This window comes from Martinezella tropici (assembly GCF_003287875.1).
Classification (GTDB): Bacteria; Pseudomonadota; Alphaproteobacteria; order Rhizobiales; family Rhizobiaceae; genus Rhizobium; species Rhizobium tropici_C.
Map to the genome: position 1 here is coordinate 606,806 of NZ_QMKK01000054.1, position 17,638 is coordinate 624,443.

Annotated in this window: 16 protein-coding genes; 3 read left to right on the top strand and 13 right to left on the bottom strand. The window is 60.3% G+C overall.

Going from position 1 to position 17,638, the window contains the following annotated elements:
• Positions 1 to 4: 4 nt before the first annotated feature.
• Genes DQ393_RS28135 through DQ393_RS28145 form a run of 3 tightly spaced genes read right to left on the bottom strand, consistent with a single transcriptional unit; the run spans position 5 to position 3,578 of the window.
• Positions 5 to 1,165 carry an acyl-CoA dehydrogenase family protein gene (locus DQ393_RS28135; RefSeq protein ID WP_112344955.1) on the bottom strand — a complete coding sequence of 387 codons (1,161 nt, stop codon included), beginning with the start codon at positions 1,163 to 1,165 and terminating at the stop codon, positions 5 to 7.
• A 12-nt stretch (positions 1,166 to 1,177) separates the two neighbouring features.
• A complete protein-coding gene (locus DQ393_RS28140; protein ID WP_112344956.1) occupies positions 1,178 to 2,668 on the bottom strand; it encodes a carnitine 3-dehydrogenase in 1,491 nt (496 codons plus the stop codon).
• A 7-nt stretch (positions 2,669 to 2,675) separates the two neighbouring features.
• Positions 2,676 to 3,578, bottom strand: coding sequence for a 3-keto-5-aminohexanoate cleavage protein (locus DQ393_RS28145; RefSeq protein ID WP_112344957.1), 903 nt, complete (start codon positions 3,576 to 3,578; stop codon positions 2,676 to 2,678).
• 106 nt (positions 3,579 to 3,684) lie between these two features.
• On the opposite strand from DQ393_RS28145, the gene DQ393_RS28150 reads away from it, so the two are divergent.
• Positions 3,685 to 4,677 carry a GlxA family transcriptional regulator gene (locus tag DQ393_RS28150; RefSeq protein ID WP_112344958.1) on the top strand — a complete coding sequence of 331 codons (993 nt, stop codon included), beginning with the start codon at positions 3,685 to 3,687 and terminating at the stop codon, positions 4,675 to 4,677.
• Here DQ393_RS28150 and DQ393_RS28155 read toward each other — a convergent pair.
• Positions 4,652 to 5,527 carry a LysR substrate-binding domain-containing protein gene (locus DQ393_RS28155; protein WP_112344959.1) on the bottom strand — a complete coding sequence of 292 codons (876 nt, stop codon included), beginning with the start codon at positions 5,525 to 5,527 and terminating at the stop codon, positions 4,652 to 4,654. The genes DQ393_RS28150 and DQ393_RS28155 overlap by 26 nt on opposite strands.
• Before the next feature lie 110 nt (positions 5,528 to 5,637).
• Between DQ393_RS28155 and DQ393_RS28160 the strand changes: the two genes are divergently transcribed.
• Together DQ393_RS28160 and DQ393_RS28165 are read left to right on the top strand one after the other, a co-directional pair.
• A complete protein-coding gene (locus DQ393_RS28160; protein ID WP_112344960.1) occupies positions 5,638 to 6,546 on the top strand; it encodes a DMT family transporter in 909 nt (302 codons plus the stop codon).
• 221 nt (positions 6,547 to 6,767) lie between these two features.
• Positions 6,768 to 7,130 (top strand): hypothetical protein, encoded by a 363-nt coding sequence (locus DQ393_RS28165; protein WP_112344961.1) that lies wholly within the window; start codon positions 6,768 to 6,770, stop codon positions 7,128 to 7,130.
• 22 nt (positions 7,131 to 7,152) lie between these two features.
• Here DQ393_RS28165 and DQ393_RS28170 read toward each other — a convergent pair whose 3' ends face one another.
• The 9 genes from DQ393_RS28170 to DQ393_RS28210 form a co-directional block, all read right to left on the bottom strand.
• A complete protein-coding gene (locus DQ393_RS28170; RefSeq protein WP_112344962.1) occupies positions 7,153 to 8,220 on the bottom strand; it encodes an ABC transporter ATP-binding protein in 1,068 nt (355 codons plus the stop codon).
• Between the two features lie 23 nt (positions 8,221 to 8,243).
• Positions 8,244 to 9,758, bottom strand: a complete 1,515-nt coding sequence (locus tag DQ393_RS28175; RefSeq protein ID WP_112344963.1) for a DUF5060 domain-containing protein — start codon at positions 9,756 to 9,758, stop codon at positions 8,244 to 8,246.
• A 38-nt stretch (positions 9,759 to 9,796) separates the two neighbouring features.
• Positions 9,797 to 10,684 (bottom strand): carbohydrate ABC transporter permease, encoded by an 888-nt coding sequence (locus DQ393_RS28180; protein ID WP_112344964.1) that lies wholly within the window; start codon positions 10,682 to 10,684, stop codon positions 9,797 to 9,799.
• Positions 10,681 to 11,580, bottom strand: a complete 900-nt coding sequence (locus DQ393_RS28185) for a carbohydrate ABC transporter permease (protein ID WP_112344965.1) — start codon at positions 11,578 to 11,580, stop codon at positions 10,681 to 10,683. Before DQ393_RS28185 ends, DQ393_RS28180 begins: the two co-directional genes overlap by 4 nt.
• Before the next feature lie 96 nt (positions 11,581 to 11,676).
• Positions 11,677 to 12,930 carry an extracellular solute-binding protein gene (locus DQ393_RS28190; protein WP_112344966.1) on the bottom strand — a complete coding sequence of 418 codons (1,254 nt, stop codon included), beginning with the start codon at positions 12,928 to 12,930 and terminating at the stop codon, positions 11,677 to 11,679.
• An 87-nt stretch (positions 12,931 to 13,017) separates the two neighbouring features.
• Positions 13,018 to 13,656 carry a dihydroxyacetone kinase subunit DhaL gene (dhaL, locus tag DQ393_RS28195; RefSeq protein WP_112344967.1) on the bottom strand — a complete coding sequence of 213 codons (639 nt, stop codon included), beginning with the start codon at positions 13,654 to 13,656 and terminating at the stop codon, positions 13,018 to 13,020.
• Positions 13,656 to 14,672, bottom strand: coding sequence for a dihydroxyacetone kinase subunit DhaK (locus tag DQ393_RS28200; protein WP_112344968.1), 1,017 nt, complete (start codon positions 14,670 to 14,672; stop codon positions 13,656 to 13,658). The genes dhaL and DQ393_RS28200 overlap by 1 nt, the downstream gene beginning before the upstream one ends.
• Before the next feature lie 57 nt (positions 14,673 to 14,729).
• Complete coding sequence (apnL, locus tag DQ393_RS28205) at positions 14,730 to 16,607, bottom strand: D-apionate lactonase (protein ID WP_112344969.1); 1,878 nt, start codon at positions 16,605 to 16,607, stop codon at positions 14,730 to 14,732.
• Positions 16,604 to 17,638 carry a Gfo/Idh/MocA family protein gene (locus DQ393_RS28210; RefSeq protein ID WP_112344970.1) on the bottom strand — a complete coding sequence of 345 codons (1,035 nt, stop codon included), beginning with the start codon at positions 17,636 to 17,638 and terminating at the stop codon, positions 16,604 to 16,606. The genes apnL and DQ393_RS28210 overlap by 4 nt, the downstream gene beginning before the upstream one ends.

Genomic DNA, 17,638 nt, shown 5'->3' on the forward strand with positions numbered 1-17,638 from the left:
GGGCTCATGCTCCGAACGGCCGAAGCAGGTCGCGGCTGATGATGTGCCGCTGGATTTCCGAGGTGCCGTCCCAGATGCGTTCGACGCGGGCATCGCGCCAGAAGCGGGCGAGCGGCAGGTCGTCCATCAGGCCCATGCCGCCAAAGATCTGGATTGCCTCGTCGGTGACGCGAGCGAGCATTTCCGACGCATAGAGCTTGGCCGAGGCGATTTCGCGATTGGCCGGGATCCGAGCATCGAGCTTCCAGGCGGCCGACAGTGTGAGCAGATCGGCCGCGTCGATCTCAGTGATCATGTCGGCGAGCTTGAACGACACGCCTTGATTGGCGCCGATCGGCTTGCCGAATTGCTTGCGCTCAGCCGCATAGGACAGGGCCAGATCAAAGGTGCGTCGCGCCCGGCCGACGCAGGTGGCGGCAACCGTCAGGCGGGTCCCGTAGAGCCACTGATTGGCAAGATCAAAACCGCGATGCACCTCTCCGAGCACCTGTGATTTAGGCAGGCGGCAATCGGTGAAGTTCAGGATGCAGTTGTGATAGCCGCGATGGGAGACCGAGTCATAACCCTTCAGTATCTCGAAGCCTGGGGTGCTGCGATCGACCAGGAAGGCTGTGATCTTCTTCTTGAGGCCACGATGTGTGTCTTCCTCGCCGGTTGCGGCAAAGACGATGACGAAATCGGCGACATCGGCATGCGAGATGAAATGCTTCGTGCCGTTGAGTACGAAATCGTTACCATCCTGCCGTGCTGCGCATTTCATGCCGCGCATGTCGGAGCCGGCATCCGGTTCGGTGATGGCGAGCGCATCGACCCTTTCCCCGCGCACTGCCGGCAGGAGGTAGCGCTCCCTCTGCTCGCCCTCGCAGGCCATCAGGATGCCGGATGGGCGTCCGAAGAAGACGGTGAGCCCCATCGAGCCGCGGCCGAGCTCGCGTTCAACGAGCGTGAAGGTGACGTGATCGAGCCCGGCGCCGCCGACCTCCTCCGGGAAATTGCAAGCATAGAAGCCGAGCTCGATACATTTGCGCTTGATCTCCAGCCCAAGATCGGGTGGCACGAAGCCGGTGCGCTCGACCTCGTTTTCGTGCGGATAGATCTCCGTCTCGACGAAGTCCCTGACCGTCTTGACGATCATCTCCTGTTCTTCGCTGAGCCCGAAATTCACGATCGCTTCCTCCTAGCGTTTTTGTCCCACATGACGGCCGGCTCCCTCCGGCACGGCCAAAGCTGCGTGCGCAGCGGCGATCGGCCTTAATTTGCTCAGCACCTCCTCCGGTGCGGCAACGGCTCTGCCTGCTTTCGCGTCGACATGCAGTAGCATTTGTTCGGCGGTGGCGATCACCTCACCGCTGGCGCTGTCGTGCAGCGCATGGAAGACATGCAGCCGCTTTTCATCGGATGCGAGGATCTGCGCCGTCGAATGGATGACCTGTCCGAGCTTAGCTTCGCCGAGATGGCGGATATGGGTCTCTACCGTGTAGTAGCTGTGACCGCGCTCGACATAATCGAGATCGACGCCGATCAGGCGCAACAGCGCATCCGACGTATCGCCGAACACCTGCAGGTAGCGATGCTCGGTCATATGGCCGTTATAATCGACCCAGGCCGGGCTGACCTTCGTGTCGATCAGGCGCAGCGGCCTCGATATGTCGAAACCTTGCTTCGCTCCGCCACCCGCGCTCCAAAGATGCTGCTCGAAATCCTTCAGCAGCTTGCCCGCGCCCCAGCCCTTGCCGCCATGGCTTCCCTTCAGGCTCTGAAGGATGCCGACGAGATTTTCGTCACGGATGCGCTCGAGTTCACGGATCGACAGGCCATCGGCCTGTTCATCCGACTGCTGACCGATCTTTTCGACAAGTGCGTCGTCGAGATCGACGACGTCCATCAGCTTCGTCCAGTTCCACTGCAGGGCAGGGCCGAACTGCGCCAGGAAATGCCGCATGCCCGCCTCGCCGCCGGCGATGCGATAGGTCTGGAACAGGCCCATCTGCGCCCAGCGCAGGCCGAAAGAATAGCGGATGACATCGTCCAACGTCTCGACGGTGCAGATATCGTCCTTGATCAGCCACAAGGCCTCGCGCCAAAGGGCTTCCAGCAGGCGGTCGCCGACGAAAGCCTCGATCTCTTTGGCGATATGCACGCCCTTCATGCCGATCGGCGGCAGGCGCTCCATCGCCGCCTGAATGGTGGCAGCGCTGGTCTTTTCGCCACCGACGATTTCGACGAGCGGCAGGAGATAGACGGGATTATAGGGATGGGCGACGAAGAGGCGCTCGGGATGGCGCATGTCGCGCTGCAAATCGGTCGGCAGAAGGCCAGAGGTGGATGAGCCGATCAAGGCCTCGGGCTTTGCGGCTGCATCAATCTGCATCAGCACGTTGCGCTTGAGATCCAGCCGCTCGGGCACGCTTTCCTGAATCCAGTCGGCGCCCTCGACAGCTGCTTCCAGCGTGTCCCTGAAGGTGAGCTTTCCACGCGGCGGCAGCGGCGCACCGGTCAGCATCGCATAGGCCTTTTCGGCATTGGCCAGAACTTCGCCGACGATGCGCGTTGCCTCTGGATGCGGGTCGTAGACATCGACATCGATGCCAGCGAGCAGGAAACGGGCGATCCATCCGCCGCCGATGACGCCGCCGCCGATACAGGCCGCCTTGTTGATCTTGGTCATCGGGGCCTCAGCGCTTCGTCAGTTTCAACTTCTTGCGGACATCTTCGGGGCCGATGATGCGCGCGCCCATGCCTTCCACCACCTGCACCGCCTTTTCGACGAGCTGCGCGTTGGTCGCGAGCATGCCCTTTCCGGCATAGAGATTGTCCTCCAGCCCGACGCGGACATTGCCGCCGGCAAGGATCGCAGCCGCCGGGTAGGCCATCGCGTTGCGACCGATGGAAAAGGCCGAGAAGGTCCAGCTTTTGGGAACGTTATTGACCATCGCCATAAAGGTGTTGAGGTCATCGGGCGCCCCCCAGGGGATGCCCATGCAGAGCTGGATGAGAACCGGATCCTCGATCAAGCCCTCCTCGGCAAGCTGCTTGGCGAACCAGAGATGACCGGTATCGAAGGCCTCGATCTCGGGGCGCACGCCGAGATCGGTCATCTTCTTCGCCATGGCCCGCAGCATCGAGGGCGTGTTGGTCATGACGTAGTCGCCAAGATTGAAGTTCATCGTGCCGCAATCGAGCGTGCAGATTTCAGGCAGGCATTCGGCGACATGGCTGACACGCTCGGTGGCGCCGGCCATATCGGTGCCCTTGGCATTCAGGGGCAGGGGGCTCTCGACATCGCCGAAAATCAAGTCGCCGCCCATGCCGGCGGTCAGGTTCAGTACGACATCGATGTCTGCCGAACGGATACGGTCGGTCACTTCCCTATAGAGCTCGTTGCGGCGGCTGGCGGCGCCCGTTTCCGGATCGCGGACATGGCAGTGAACCACTGCCGCCCCAGCCTTGGCGGCGTCGATCGCGGATTCCGCGATCTGCTTGGGAGTGATCGGAACATGGCTGGATTTGGAAACCGTATCGCCGGCGCCGGTGACGGCACAGGTGATGAAGACATCGCGATTCATTGCAAGAGGCATTTTTGTTCTCCCTCGTATTAAGGACATTACGAGCCATGAGACGCCTTCATGCTTTGCATTATCGGAGGCATTCGATACAGTTTCGGAACTACTGGAGGAATGCGTGATGCTGACAGCGGCGAACGAAACACTCGACATCGACCTCCTGATCCTTCCGGAGACGAACCTCATCCTGATCGCTTCGGTGATCGAACCTCTGCGCGGGGCCAACCGCATTTCCGGAGCCGAGCTCTATCGCTGGCGCCTTTTCACACCGGATGGGTCTCCCGCGGAGACGACGAGCCTTATTCCTGTGCCCGCCTGTTCCAGCTTTCGTTCGAGCTCGGATACCGCACCGCTTTTCGTGCTCGCCAGCTACAATTGGCGTCGCAACGCGACGCAGGCATTGAAAATGCAATTGTCGCAAACCGCGCGTCACAGGTCGATGGTTGCCGGCATCGAGTCCGGCACCTGGCTGCTGGCCGAAGCAAGTTTGTTGGATAATGTCTCCGCCGCCGTCCACTGGGAGGACTACGACGATTTTGCGCTGGCCTATCCGCAGGTGCGCGCGGTCAAGGATCGCTACGTGATCGATGGTAAGCGGATCACCACTGCCGGTTCGTTGCCGACGGTCGACCTCATGCTGGAGATCATCCGGCGGCGGCAGGGCTATTCGCTGGCGCTGGAAGTCAGCCGCCTGTTCATCTACGAGCCGGCAAGCACGCCAAGCGCCGCGGAGCTTTCACCATCAACGGCCGGTCTGCGCATGCGCGATCCCCGCGTTGCTCAAGCCATTCGCCTGATGGAGGATCATATCGAGCAGCCGCTGGTGCTGACACGTCTTGCCCGTCGGGTCGGCGTCAGCGCCCGCCATCTGCAGGCGCTCTTCCAGGAGAGTATCGGTGCGCCGCCGCATGTGCATTACCTGGCGTTGAGGTTGAATGCGGCTCGGCGCAAGGTCATCGAGACGAAAGCCTCCTTTACCGAGATTGCCGATGCAACCGGCTTCAATTCGGCATCGGCATTCTCCCGCAGTTACCGTGCCAGCTTTTCCGAAAGTCCGTCCGAGACGCGCCGCAGGCTGCGCCGGCGCACTACAACTGCAGCAGAGCCGACATAGGCTGAAACGCCTCGCGCACCATTTCCGCCAGTTCGCGGATTGCCTCGCTCGAATGATAGGGGTTGCGGCGAAGCACGACACGGGAAGAATCGACCGGCGGAAAGCCGTCATCGCTCGTCAGCTCCCGGCAGCCATGCGGAATGTTGCTGCGCGATAGCGTCGTCACGGCAAGCCCGGCGGAGACGGCATTCTTCAAGCCGGAACTCGTGTCGGCAATGAAGGCGATACGATAACGCCGCCCGATTTGCTCCAATGATTTCAGGGCGAAATCGCGGCACCATGTCGAATCCCGATAAACAGCGATGGGCAGCGGTGTCGCCTCATGCACGCGATGGACCAATGATGTCACCCAGACCGTTGGGTCGATACAGAGAACTTCGCCTTTGCTCTGGTTGTTCCAGTCGAAGACGACGGCCAGGTCCAGCTCATCTTTTTCCAGCGCGGCCAGGTTGTGCACCGTGTAATCGCAGGAGACAGTGACTTCGACGGCCGGATGCCTGATAGCGAAAGCGGCCAAGGCGGCGGGAAGAATGGTCTGGCTGTATTCCTCCGGAATGCCGATCCGGACTGGGCCGTCCAGGGGCTTCGTGCGGATATTTGCCGCAGCCTCGTTCAGGAGCTCGATCACCCGCTGCGCGTAGGGAAGCAACTGAGTGCCGGCGCGGGTCAGCACCGCTCCGCGAGCGCTTCTTTCGAAGAGCGTTTCGCCGATCGTATCCTCGAGCCGCTTGATCTGCGCGCTGACAGCCGATTGGGTGCGGCCGATCCGCTGCGCCGCGATAGAAAAATTAGTTGTCTCGGTGACGACGAGAAAGGTCCGCAGCAGATCGCTTTCGATAGGTTCGCGCATGGCAGGTCACAAATATTTCTGATAGCCACTATCTCTACTATTCGTTTGCCTGATGTCAAATATCGGTGCACACAGGGCAGGTTCCTTCTGCTCATTCCCTGAGTCCATACATGACATTCCAGCTTCCGACCCGCTCCGCTTTTGCCAGCGATTATGAGAGGGGCGTGCTACTCGTGGCGACAGCAATGCTTGCGTGGAGCTGCAGCGGCATCTACGCACGTCTCCTGACCACGGACATATGGACGGCGATCTCCTGGCGTTCGCTGTTCGGTGGTCTGTTTCTGCTGATTCCCAGCTTTTTCCTCGAAGGTGGGTTCTCCAGGCGGCAATGGGCATCGATCTTTCATCCCGCCGGGCTGGCGATGCTGGCTTGCCAGACCATCAGCCAGGCGTGTTTCATCGGCGCACTTTATACGACCACGGTCGCAAACGTGACGATGATCTATGCGACCGCCCCGTTCATCGCCGCGTTTCTCAGCTGGATCATGCTGAAGGAGCAGGTCGCGAAGCGGACATTGGTGGCCGGCGGCATCTGCCTTGTCGGCGTTGCGGTCATTGTCGCATCTTCGATTGGCGGCGGTACCGGCGCTGGCGATCTGCTGGCGCTCGGCATGACGGTCACCTTTGCCCTTATCATCGTCATCCCTCGCATGGATCCCGGCATCCCGATCCTGCCATCGAGCGTCGTCAGCGGGCTTCTGACCTTCGTGGTCTTCGTGCCCTTTGCCTCGACGAGCTCGGTGGACGTTCACAACTGGCTTCTGCTCGCCGCATTCGGGGCGACGAATTTTGCGCTGGCTTTCGTCCTTTTCCTGTTCGGATCAAGAAAGATGCCGGCTGCCGACGCTGCACTCATCAGCTCGATGGAGATCGTGCTGACGCCCTTCTGGGTCTGGCTCTTCTTCTCGGAGATGCCGCCGGTTGCCACTTTTGTCGGCGGAGCGATCATCTTCGCGACGATCGTCTGGCATACGGCCATCGACCTCAGGCATAGCCGCCGCCGTCGGGCGCCGGTCTAGCGAGCTATGGCTATAAGCGACCAGCCGAAATCCTCGGCAGCGTATAAATATAACGTAAATGGAATAACTTAATAGATTTTTCTGGTGTTATACATGAGGGTGCTCCTGTCTTGGCACGCCATCGAATGCGCCTTCGATCTGCAACAAAATGTAACAACTCATAACACCACGTCACGCCCGAATCGGTATATTCCGCTCGTATTCGAACGAGAGGTCACTTGATGCAGGCTAACCAGGCGCCGTCCCCTTCACAAACCGATGTGCTGATCTGTCTCGACAATCAGCAGGTGGCGTCCCGCATCGGCACGGTTCTGTCGCAACAGGGATTGACGGTGCTGATTATCCCCACGACCGGGCTTCAGGAGTGGTTCGAGCCGAATGGTTGCCAGCTTGTGGTCACGCATACCGCGATGATCGGCCAGGTCCGCAATCGCTTCAACCTGCCCGTTGTCAATATCGAAGCCTTCATATTCGATCGCCCCGAGCATACGACCGAAGGTGCCGCCCGGCAGTTTGATGGCGACGCCTTCGTCAAACGGGTTTTCCTGGTCATGAACGGCGGTCAAAAGCGCGCGGCTGAGTGATCCGAGCCAACCGGCGCTTCTGTTATCCCAGCCGTTGCTGGCTGGCCTTGTCGAAGAAGTGGAGGTTCGGGGTCTTGAGCGAGATCCGAATCGTCTGCCCCGGTGCGAGTTCGGCGCGCTCCCGCATGACCCACGTCAGTTCCTTGCCTTCCAGGTCAAGCGCGACATGCGTTTCCGAACCAGTCGGCTCGACGACGGTCACGGTTGCCGCCACCCCGTCTTCCGAGGCGAAGGAAATGTCTTCCGGACGTATTCCCAGGACGACCTCCTGGTCCTCCGACTGAGCCGGAGCAGTGGCAAATTCGATGCGGGTGCCGGTCGACAGCACTAGTGCCGGTGACGCGCCGCCGGTGACCTTGCCTTCGAGGAAATTCATGGCCGGCGAACCGAGGAAACCGGCCACGAAGACATTTTGGGGCCGATCGTAGAGTTCCAGCGGCGAACCGACCTGCTCGACCTTTCCGCCCTGCAGAACGACGATCTTGTCGGCCATGGTCATGGCTTCGATCTGATCGTGCGTCACGTAGACGATCGTCGTCTTCAAGCGCTGGTGCAGCGCCTTGATTTCCGCGCGCATCTTCACGCGCAGCTTGGCGTCGAGGTTGGAGAGCGGTTCATCGAACAGGAAGACTTTCGGATCGCGCACGATGGCCCGGCCCATGGCGACGCGCTGGCGCTGGCCGCCGGAAAGCTGGGCGGGCTTGCGATCCAGCAATGGCTGCAACCCCAGTATCTTGGCCGCGTCGCCGACTTTCCGGTCGATCTCCGCACGCTTCGCGCCGGCAAGTTGCAGCGCAAAGCCCATGTTTTGCGCCACCGTCATCTGCGGATAGAGCGCATAGTTCTGGAATACCATGGCGATGTCGCGATCCTTCGGCGGCAGGTCGTTGACAACCCGTCCGGCGATCGAGATCTCACCGCCGGTGATGTCTTCCAGCCCGGCGATCATGCGCAGCAATGTGGACTTGCCGCAGCCCGAAGGGCCAACGAGAATGACGAATTCGCCGTCCGAGATTTCGACATCCACACCATGGATGATGTTTACCGCGCCGTAGGACTTCCTGACGTTCTTAATGGTCAATCCGGACATGACATTCTTTCCCTGAAGATCGATCAGTGCTTCTTGCGGATGCGGAGCGCCTGGTATGGCCTGCCCGGCAGCTCCACGCCGAAGGCGGCATCCGCCTTGCCGCCGCGCACGATCGCGCCGTGGCGCGTCGGATGCGGAATCGGTGCTTCCACCTTTTTCGCCGGCGTGATCGTCATCTCCCATGTGTCGATAATGTCGACATCATAGTCGGTTCCATCCTTGGGCAGCCCAGTGGACCAGACAGTGGGTTGGTGTTCGCCGAGATAGATGTAACTGACATCACCATCATGCGCGCCGGAAACGCGGGTCCACGGCCATTCGCCATACGAGGACATGGGTTCTAGGCCGTTGACCACATCCTGCTCCAGAAGATCGCGCAGGAAGCCGATGCGCTTCCAGGCCTCGCCGCGCAGCTCGCCGCCCTTGGCCCACCAGATCAGATCCTCCGGATGCGAATAGGTTTCACCATGGCCGGCATAGCCGCCGCGTGTCACTGTGATCCAGAAACGATGCACCAGCTCCTGTGCTGTCAGATTGCCCCAGGACTGGATGATGTTGCCCTCATATTCCGGCTCGTCGTTGACGACAGGCTTGCCATAGGCCTCGCGCCATTCCTGCGTGCGCTTCACGTCCCAGTTCTGAATGCAGGTATGGGTGACCCACGGCTTGCGATGATCGAAGTTCATCGTCGGCTCGCCGTTGTGGATCGACTTCAGATGGCCATAGGGATCGTTCTCTTCGAGAATGTGAAAATAGCGGTCCCACTGCTGCAGCGGCTTGGTGTCGAGAAGGAAGTCGTACTCGTTGGCAAGCGCCCACCAGACATTGCGATAAGCGGCAAGCCGCGCCGCGAGATAGGCGACATAGCGGAAATCCTGCTCGGCCGTCATGTCGGCATAGCCCCAACGGTCGTAGGGGTGGAACATGATGATATCGGCCTCGATGCCGAGATCGCAGAGGGCTGCGACCTGGCTCTCGAAATGGCGGAAGAGGACGGGGTTCGGCCGGTCGAAATCTTGCCTGCCGTCCGCACCTTTTTCAAAGCAGGCATAGAGCGGTTCGTTGACGTTATAGGGGTAATCCTTCGGAAAAACGCCCATGCGGATCTTGTTGAAACGCGCTTTCTTCAGTGTATCGAGCGTCTGGGCCTGCATCTCGAGCGGCTGGTGCGTCCAGGCATAGCAGGTCGTGCCGAAGGAGAGGAAAGGCTTGCCGTCGGCATAGGCGAAATGGAATTTGTTGCGGACGTGCACGGGGCCGTGATTGCCTTCGGATGGCTTGGTCGCAACGAAAGAGCCGGTCTTGTCATCCAGTTCCGATGTCTTCGAGCGCGTGCGGAACGACCAATCGCCTTCATTGTCCGGCATGAAGCGAACGCGATAGACGCCGTCGCCATCATAGAAGCCGGGCACGCGTACCTCACGGCTGTTCTGGCTGAAGACGGCATCGAATGCCACATCGAGATAGGGATTGCCACCGGAAGGGCCGTTGAAGGCCGCTTCGAAGACTCCCCATTTTTCGACGGACGCGTTGGACATGATATTCTCCTCGGAAGATGTATGGATGGTCCGACCGCTCAGCCCTTGACCGCGCCGGAGGTGAGGCCGGAGACGAAGTAGCGCTGGAAGATCAGATAAACGATGGTGGCCGGCAGCACGGTCATGACGATCGCCGCGTTCAACTGCCCGTAATCGTTGGAAAACTGGCCCTGGAAGGACATGAGCCCGAGCGGCAGCGTCCACATGTGCTGATCCTGCAGCAGCACGAGCGCCATTGCGAATTCATTCCATGTCGAGACGAAATCCAGGATCAGCAGCGCCGCGAGCACCGGCAGGCAGACAGGCAGAAATATCCGGCGGAAGATGGTGAAATGGCTGGCGCCGTCGATCAGGGCGGCTTCCGACAATTCCTTCGGAATGCCTTTGAAGAAGCCGTGCAGAATGAAGACCTGATAGGGCACACCGAAGGCGATATAGGGAAGGATCACGCCGGGATAGGTGTCGATGAGGCCGAGCGAATTGACCAGCGTGAACAGCGGCGCCAGCATCACCTGGAACGGGATCATGGTGCCGAAGATGACGAGGAGCAGCAGCAACTTGCCGAACCGCAGGCGGATCTTGGCGAGCGCATAGGCGGCCATTGCCGAGAGGATAAGCCCGAGCGGCACCTTGATGACGGTAATGATGGTGCTGTTCAGGAAGGCGCTGGCGAAATTGCCGCGGCCCCAGGCGCTCGAATAATTCTCGAAGGCTGGATCGAGCGGCGGCATGAAGGCGCCGGTCGACGTCACATCAGCCTGCGTTTTCAGCGAGGTGAAGACGATGAAGACGAAAGGCGCGAGCCAGATCGCAGCGACGACCAGCAGTGCGATCCACAGGCCGATCAGGACAGGATCGCGCTTGCGCTTTGCCGGTGCAATCGTTTCGAAGTCGTCCGACATGGATGTGGCCGATGCTGCCGTCATTGTTCGGCCTCCTCATGCTTCTGCGTCCAGCGCAGGTAGGGAATGACGACGACGATGGTGATGAGCAGCAGGACGACCGAGATCGCGGCACCGCGGCCGAAATCGAAGATCTGCATGGCCTGCGTAAAGGCCCAGAGCGCCAGCATCTGCGTGGATTGCGCCGGCCCGCCGCCTGTCAGGCCATAGACGATGTCGAACGCCTTCAGCGACGAGATCACCGAGAGCACAAGTACAATCGTCAGCGTCGTGCGCAGCGCGGGCAGGGTGACGTAGCGGAAGATGTTCCAGCGCCCAGCGCCATCGATGCGGGCGGCTTCGACCAGCGTCTGCGAGACATTTTGCAGGCCGGCGAGAAACAGGACCATGGAGAAGCCGACGGATTGCCAGAGATAGGCAACGAAGACGGAATAGAGCGCGATATCCTTGTCGCCGAGCCAGTCCTGGATCCAGTCCTGCAGACCCATTGTGGTCAGGATTTCGGTGAAGAGACCGAAGAAGGGATCGTACATCCATTTCCACATGGTCGCGACCGCGATCGGGGCGATGATGACGGGCAGATAGAAGATGGCGCGGAAGGTATTGCGGGCGAAAAGCTTCTGATTAAGGCTCAGTGCGAGCAAGAGGCCGACCATGGGCGGAAAGATCACGCACATGATCGTCCAGATCACGGTGTTGCGGAAAGCGACCCAGAAGACCGGATCCTGCGTGAAGATATATTGATAGTTCGCCAAGCCGACGAAGGGGCGCTGCGGATCGAGGCCGTTCCATTTCTGAAAGCTCAGCACCACAACGTTCAGCATCGGATAGAGCGCGAAAATCACGTAGATCAGCATGGCCGGCGCAAGCAGGATCACTGCCTGGACGCGAGAATCATGAGTACGATTGCGGAATGACATTTCTGATTGCTCCCGGCGGCAGCTGACGCATGGGCATGAAGGTGAGGGAAGCCGCCGTAGCGATTGGCAATCGGAGTGACGGCTTCCCTCGAAAGATCAGGTGCGACCGGCGATGAAGGTCTGCAGCTGCTTGGCGGCATCGGCCGGCTGGATATTGCCGGAGGCGACATCGTTGATCACCCGGAAGTATTCGGTGGTGATGTCGAGCGGGAAGGCCTGATCGCCATTCATGTAGACCTTGCTGTAGGTCTTGAAGATCTCCAGCCACTTCGCCTCGAGCGGCTTTTGGTCGGTGTACTGGACATTCTTGTTGACCGAGATCGAGCTGATCTGGCCGACGAGATCCTGCTGCACCTTCGTCGAGAGGAAGTAGTCGAGGAACTTTGCCGCAAGATCCGGGCTCTTGCTCTTGGTGCTGACGTAATTGTACTCGGCAAAGCCATAGAGGCGGTTGGTGTTCGTCGGGAACGGCACGACGCCGTAATCGTCGAGATTGACCTTGCTGCCGCTCAGCTGGCTGACCAGCCAGTCGCCTTCGAGCATCATCGCGGCGCGGCCGGCGACGAACAGCGTATAGGACTGCTGGTTGCTGATGCCCATGAAGGGCTTCAGCGTGTAATCCTTCGTCCACTTGGCAAATTCGGTAAATGCGTCGGTCGCGCAGGGCTCCTTGGTCCAGTCGGTCTTCATCGCCATCAGCGCGTCGTGCTTGTCGGCGCCGCACTTGGTTTCGAGCAGCACATCCATCAGGCGCATGACGTGCCAGTTGACCGAGCCGCCGAAGGTGAAGGCCGGGATGCCTGCGGCCTTGAGCTTATCGGCTGCGGCCAGCAGCTCCTCGTAGGTCTTTGGTTCCCCTGTGATGCCGGCTTTCTGGAAAAGCTTCTTGTTGTAGTAGATCGCTTCGCCCTTGAAGGTGAAGGGAACGCCATGCTTGCCGCCCGGATAGAGATCCGCAAAAGCGGCGGCCGACGGGAGCAGCTCGTCGTTCCACTTGTACTGGGTGTAGTATTTGTCGAGCGGCAGCGAGAGGCCCGCCTTCACATATTCGCCGCCGAGGCCAAGACCGGCCCAGCTGAAATAGATATCCGGGCCCTTGCTGGAACCCGCTGCAACACGAAGCGCGGTCTTGTGCTCATCGACGCCGCGCTGGACGATTTCGATGTGGGTGCCGGGGTTGGCGGCTTCGAAATCCTTCGCCACCTTCTTCAGCGCGCCATTCGCCGCGCCGTTGTCGAAGTTCAATGTCCACAGCGTCAAGTCTTCCGCGGCGACATTGGTTGCCGAGAAAGCCGCCGCCGCTATCGCAGCAGCGCCGAACCAACGCGCATATTTGAAGTTGCCAGCCATTTCCCGTCCTCCTCTGAGCAAAGCTGAGGGCGGTTTTGACAAATCGTTGTCAACATGTCAACTGGTATGATGAGCTTATCAGCGGTATCACATGAAGTGGTCGCGGAAGCAGGCGATGACGACCACGGCCGAAGCCGCGCCGGGATCGATGTGTCCCAAGGCCCGATCGCCGAGGCGCGACGAGCGGCCCTTTGCCGCGATCATATTTTTGGTTCCTTCCGCGCCCGCTTCGCCGGTTTCAAGGGCGGCGGCCAAGCAGTCGGCAAGCAAAAGCCCTCGATCCCTGGCCGCGCGGCAGGCGGTGGCGGCGGGTGCCCAGGCATCCACCATGGTCTTTTCGCCGACCTCTGCCTTGCCCCGATCCTGAATGCCCTTGGCAAAGGCAGAAAATATCTCGACCATATCGTCGTCGCTCAATGACGACTTTCCCTTGGCGACCGCGCCTGCGCGCATCAGGGCGGTCGCATAGAGCGGTCCGGACGAGGCACCCACGGCGTTGAGGAAGGACTTCGCCGCCGTGTTGAAGACCAGCGTCGGCTCGGATGTCGATGAATCCAGCTCCGAAACCGCCTTGGCGGCGGCGGTAAAGCCGAGCTCCATGGCGATGCCGTGGTCAGCGTCGCCGATCACGCCGTCCAGTTCGCAGAGACGATCCCTCTCGCGGGCCATCGCTTCGGCGATCCGCACGAAAAGCGATTTCAGATCCTCCGTTGTAACCGTTGTCATTACAAAACCTCGCCGGAGCGGAACATGGCGCAATCACAGGGGTGATCGATCAGTCGCTGCAATTCGTCATCGAGATGGATGAGGGTGATGGAGGCTCCAGCCATTTCCAGCGACGTGCAGTAATTGCCGACCAGCGACAAGTGAATGACGACGCCTGCATCGTCGAGCATGGCCTTGACCTTGCGCATCATGATGTAGAGTTCCATCAGCGGTGTGGAGCCCAAGGAGTTGACGAGCACGGCAACCCGGTCACCGCGTGCCGGCTTCATCTCATCGAGAATCTTGCCGACGAGTTCGCTCGTCACCTCGTCCGCAGACCGCATCGGCCCGCGTGCGACGCCGGGCTCGCCATGGATGCCCATGCCGATCTCCATCTCGTCGGCGCCGATCTCGAAATTCGGTTTGCGCGTCTGCGGCAGAGAGCAGGGCGAGAGTGCGACGCCCATCGTATAGGTGCGCTCATTCGCCCAGCGTGCCACCCGTTCGACATCGTCGAAACCGTACATCAGGTCGCATGCGGCACCCGCAGCCTTGAAGATGAAGACGTTGCCGGCAACCCCGCGACGGCGCTCCTTCTGATCGACCGGTGCAGACGCGATGTCATCCGTCGTCAGCACGGTACGCGCCTCGATATCGTCCATGGCAAGCATTTCCGTCGCCATGTCGAAATTCATGACGTCGCCTGCGTAATTGCCATACATGAACAGCACGCCGGCGCCGCCATCGACAGCCCTGGCACATTCGATGATAGGATCGGGCGGCGGCGAGGCGAAGACATTGCCGATGGCGGCGGCATCGGCCAGTCCCTTGCCGACGAAGCCGAGAAATGTCGGCTCGTGTCCGGAGCCGCCGCCGATGACCAGGCCGACCTTACCATCTCGCGGACCATGGTTCGCCACGATCGAGCGCGGCGATCCTTCAACGGCGCGGAGATGGCGCGGATGGGCTGCGAGTATCCCGGCCAGCATTTCATCCACGGCGGCCGCGCCTTCGTTGATCAGCTTCTTCGTCTTCACGCAGTCCTCCAAATCATTGCGATCGTTGGGACTAACATGCGCGTCTCCGATTGAAGGTCAATCCATCAAGGCTGCCGAAACTGTGCTATAGGCATCAAGCAAGAGCCTCTTGCTTTCAGTCTGTTCCTTCAGCTGGAATGTCTCCAGCTCCACCCGTTGCGGAATGGGTGTGATATTGACCAGATGGAGCGACCGCGATCCGCCGGATCGTACCGTGATGAAGCTGAGTACCGCGCTCGGATCGGACGACAGGCACTCGTGCCATGGCTGGCCGGCGAGGCGGGATAGCGCCGCGACCGTATTGAACAGCGGTCGTTTAGTGCCTGCCGCCGATGGCTCGTTCTCTCCAGCGATCAGGCCGAAAGATCCTGTCAGTGCCGAAAGCGTCAGGCATTCCAGTCCGGCATCGAGGACACGGGCAGCGTAACCCAGCGCAAAGGCTTCTCCAAAACGGGCATTGTGCCGCGGATCGGTGTTGGCCATTGCGATACGGCCGCCGCGGGGATTGTCCATTGTCCTGCTGCCATAGGGGTTCTGCCGCATCGGTATGGTCGATGGGCCGATGCGATAGGATTTGTCGCCGTAAATGGCGCGTACGGAACGCGTGATGAATGGCAGCGCTTCCAGCGTCTGCATGACGCTCAGATCGTCAGCCGCATGCACGATGGGATTGGTGCAATGCGTAATGAAATCGAGAGTGTCGGCTGGCCCACGTTTGCGATTGAGCTCGGTGAAATAGCTCAGCATGCCGCCGCCGATACGCACATCGGGAAAGGCGGCGTGCGCGGCGGCATAGACTTCCTCAAGAGGAGGGCACTCGGGCCATTTGCTGCCCGGCGGCGTCGATTGCCGGTCGACCGAAGGAGAGACCATGATGGCATCGGGTTTGAAGCCGGCTGCCCGCATCCAGTCTGCTATTTGCTGTGCTTCGACAAGCGGTGCCTGGCGGCAGGGCAATGCGATTTCCAGCGTCGACTTGCCGGCATGGAGTGCGGTGACGGCTGCGAAGCGTTTGAAGGCATCAGCGCCATGGCCGGCATTCGGATCGAAGTGAAACAACAGTTCTTGCGGTCCGATTTCAGCCAGCCGGTTGCGCGCAGCCCGAGTTGCGTCCGCTTCCTCGGGTGTAACGACAAGACCGATGGACGGCATGGCACCGGATTTTGTTCCCGGGCTTAGGGTGATCGCTGCATCCGAAGTATGGGAAAAAGAGGGTGGCGAACGCCGCTTATTCCCGATGGTCAGAACGATACGCTGCCGCATCGGCTCGCCGGCTGGAATTCGATAGGGCCAGGGCAGTGCAAGCGGGCGAACATAGGTCTTGTAGGAAGCATCGGACCAGTTGCGCTGATCTTCCATCTCGAAGGTGTCGCCTTCCATCCGGCATTCGGCTGTTACGTTCGCCATCACGCCATGCGTAATCGCCCGCATATCCTTGAAGGGCTGCCAGGGTTCGATAAGATCGGGAAAATGCGTGTTTTCTCTGCTGCCGTCGACATGCTCGACCGATACCGGCGTGCCGGCGTGCCCCACGATCGGGTGCAGGATGCAGAAGCCGCAGCGGTTGGTTTCGAAGCCGGTCATCGAGAGCGCTATTGCTTCGAAGGTCAGGGCTTCATCGGCTTCAGCTGCTATCCGCACGTCGATCACAAGTTCGGTATTTTCAGGGCCGGCACAACGCGCAACATAGCTGACGAAAAAGCCATCCTGATGCTGATTGATCCGCAGATCGTCGATATCAGGTGCATAGGTGCCCCAATCGCGATCGCGGATCAGATAGGAAACGGCCCGCAGAACCTCGACGCCATCATAGCGGATAGCCCGGAGATTGCCGTCCTTGAAGTCGACGTCAAGCCTGCCCGCTGTCAGTCGGACCGGCGGCGTTTCGAGCTCGCGCGTGCCGTAAAGCTGGAACAGATCGATCTCGCTCTTCATCGCAGCATCGCTCCGATATCGACGGATTTCCCGTTGGCGGCGCTCTCATAGGCGGCTTCGACCAGCGCCAGGGTCTTGAGATTGTCAGCGCCCGACGTCGAGGTTTCGCCTCCGTCGGCAAGGCGATCGGTCCAATGCTGCTGAATTGCGAGCACGCTCTCCTGGATGTTGTGCCAAGGGCGCGAAGCCCAAGGCAGAAGCCGCGGCGACGCATCCGTGATGCTCACGCCATCGGGGCCGTTGACCTCGAGGCAATAGCCTTGCGAGAGGCGAATGGTGCCTCGCGTGCCGTCGAGTTCGATCAGCGTCTCCGGGAAGGGCTCGGTCGCAAGCTTGGAGGCATAGCTGACATCGACGAGCGACGTCGCGCCGTTCTCATGGTCGAGCAGGATGGTTGCGACATCCTCACCCTTGATCTTCGGATTGACCCGCTTGGTGCGGGCCGTCAGTGAAGAAACGTCGCCGAGGATGAAGCGGGCGATGTCGAGCGTATGGATGCCGAGATCCTCGATGATGAACCGTTCGCCTTCGGCGAGATAAGGTTGGCCCGAAAACACGTCGTAGCCGGAGCGGAAGGAGAAACGCCCCCAGAAGGGTTCGCCGATCGCACCGGACTGGAGGGCATGCTTGACGGCCTGAATGGGCGTCTGCCAGCGGAAGTTCTCATGCACCATAAGCGGCACGCCGGCCGCAGCGCAGGCCGCGACCATGGCTTTGGCATCACTCAACGTCTTTGCGAAGGGCTTTTGGCAGATTGCAGGGATCTTGTAAGAGGCGGACATCTCCACTAGGGCGCGATGGCTTTGCACCGTCGTTGCGATGTCGACGAAATCGAAGCCCCCATCGGCGAACATGGCGGCCGCGTCCGTGTAGCGGCGTTCGATGCGGAACTGGTCGCCGACGAGTTTCAGCCGCTCCGGGTCGCGGTCGCAGATCGCGACGATGCTGGCGCCTTCGACGTCTTGCCACGCGTGCATCTGATTGATCGCGAAAAAGCCGCAACCGATCAATGCGCCCTTGAGTTCTGCCAT

Bases quoted from the DNA above. Each gene is read 5' to 3' on its own strand.
- DQ393_RS28140 (WP_112344956.1), bottom strand. From the start codon at position 2,668: ATGACCAAGATCAACAAGGCGGCCTGTATCGGCGGCGGCGTCATCGGC.
- DQ393_RS28145 (WP_112344957.1), bottom strand. From the start codon at position 3,578: ATGCCTCTTGCAATGAATCGCGATGTCTTCATCACCTGTGCCGTCACC.
- DQ393_RS28150 (WP_112344958.1), top strand. From the start codon at position 3,685: ATGCTGACAGCGGCGAACGAAACACTCGACATCGACCTCCTGATCCTT.
- DQ393_RS28155 (WP_112344959.1), bottom strand. From the start codon at position 5,527: ATGCGCGAACCTATCGAAAGCGATCTGCTGCGGACCTTTCTCGTCGTC.
- DQ393_RS28160 (WP_112344960.1), top strand. From the start codon at position 5,638: ATGACATTCCAGCTTCCGACCCGCTCCGCTTTTGCCAGCGATTATGAG.
- DQ393_RS28165 (WP_112344961.1), top strand. From the start codon at position 6,768: ATGCAGGCTAACCAGGCGCCGTCCCCTTCACAAACCGATGTGCTGATC.
- DQ393_RS28170 (WP_112344962.1), bottom strand. From the start codon at position 8,220: ATGTCCGGATTGACCATTAAGAACGTCAGGAAGTCCTACGGCGCGGTA.
- DQ393_RS28175 (WP_112344963.1), bottom strand. From the start codon at position 9,758: ATGTCCAACGCGTCCGTCGAAAAATGGGGAGTCTTCGAAGCGGCCTTC.
- DQ393_RS28180 (WP_112344964.1), bottom strand. From the start codon at position 10,684: ATGACGGCAGCATCGGCCACATCCATGTCGGACGACTTCGAAACGATT.
- DQ393_RS28185 (WP_112344965.1), bottom strand. From the start codon at position 11,580: ATGTCATTCCGCAATCGTACTCATGATTCTCGCGTCCAGGCAGTGATC.
- DQ393_RS28190 (WP_112344966.1), bottom strand. From the start codon at position 12,930: ATGGCTGGCAACTTCAAATATGCGCGTTGGTTCGGCGCTGCTGCGATA.
- dhaL (WP_112344967.1), bottom strand. From the start codon at position 13,656: ATGACAACGGTTACAACGGAGGATCTGAAATCGCTTTTCGTGCGGATC.
- apnL (WP_112344969.1), bottom strand. From the start codon at position 16,607: ATGAAGAGCGAGATCGATCTGTTCCAGCTTTACGGCACGCGCGAGCTC.
- DQ393_RS28210 (WP_112344970.1), bottom strand. From the start codon at position 17,638: ATGGCAGAACTCAAGGGCGCATTGATCGGTTGCGGCTTTTTCGCGATC.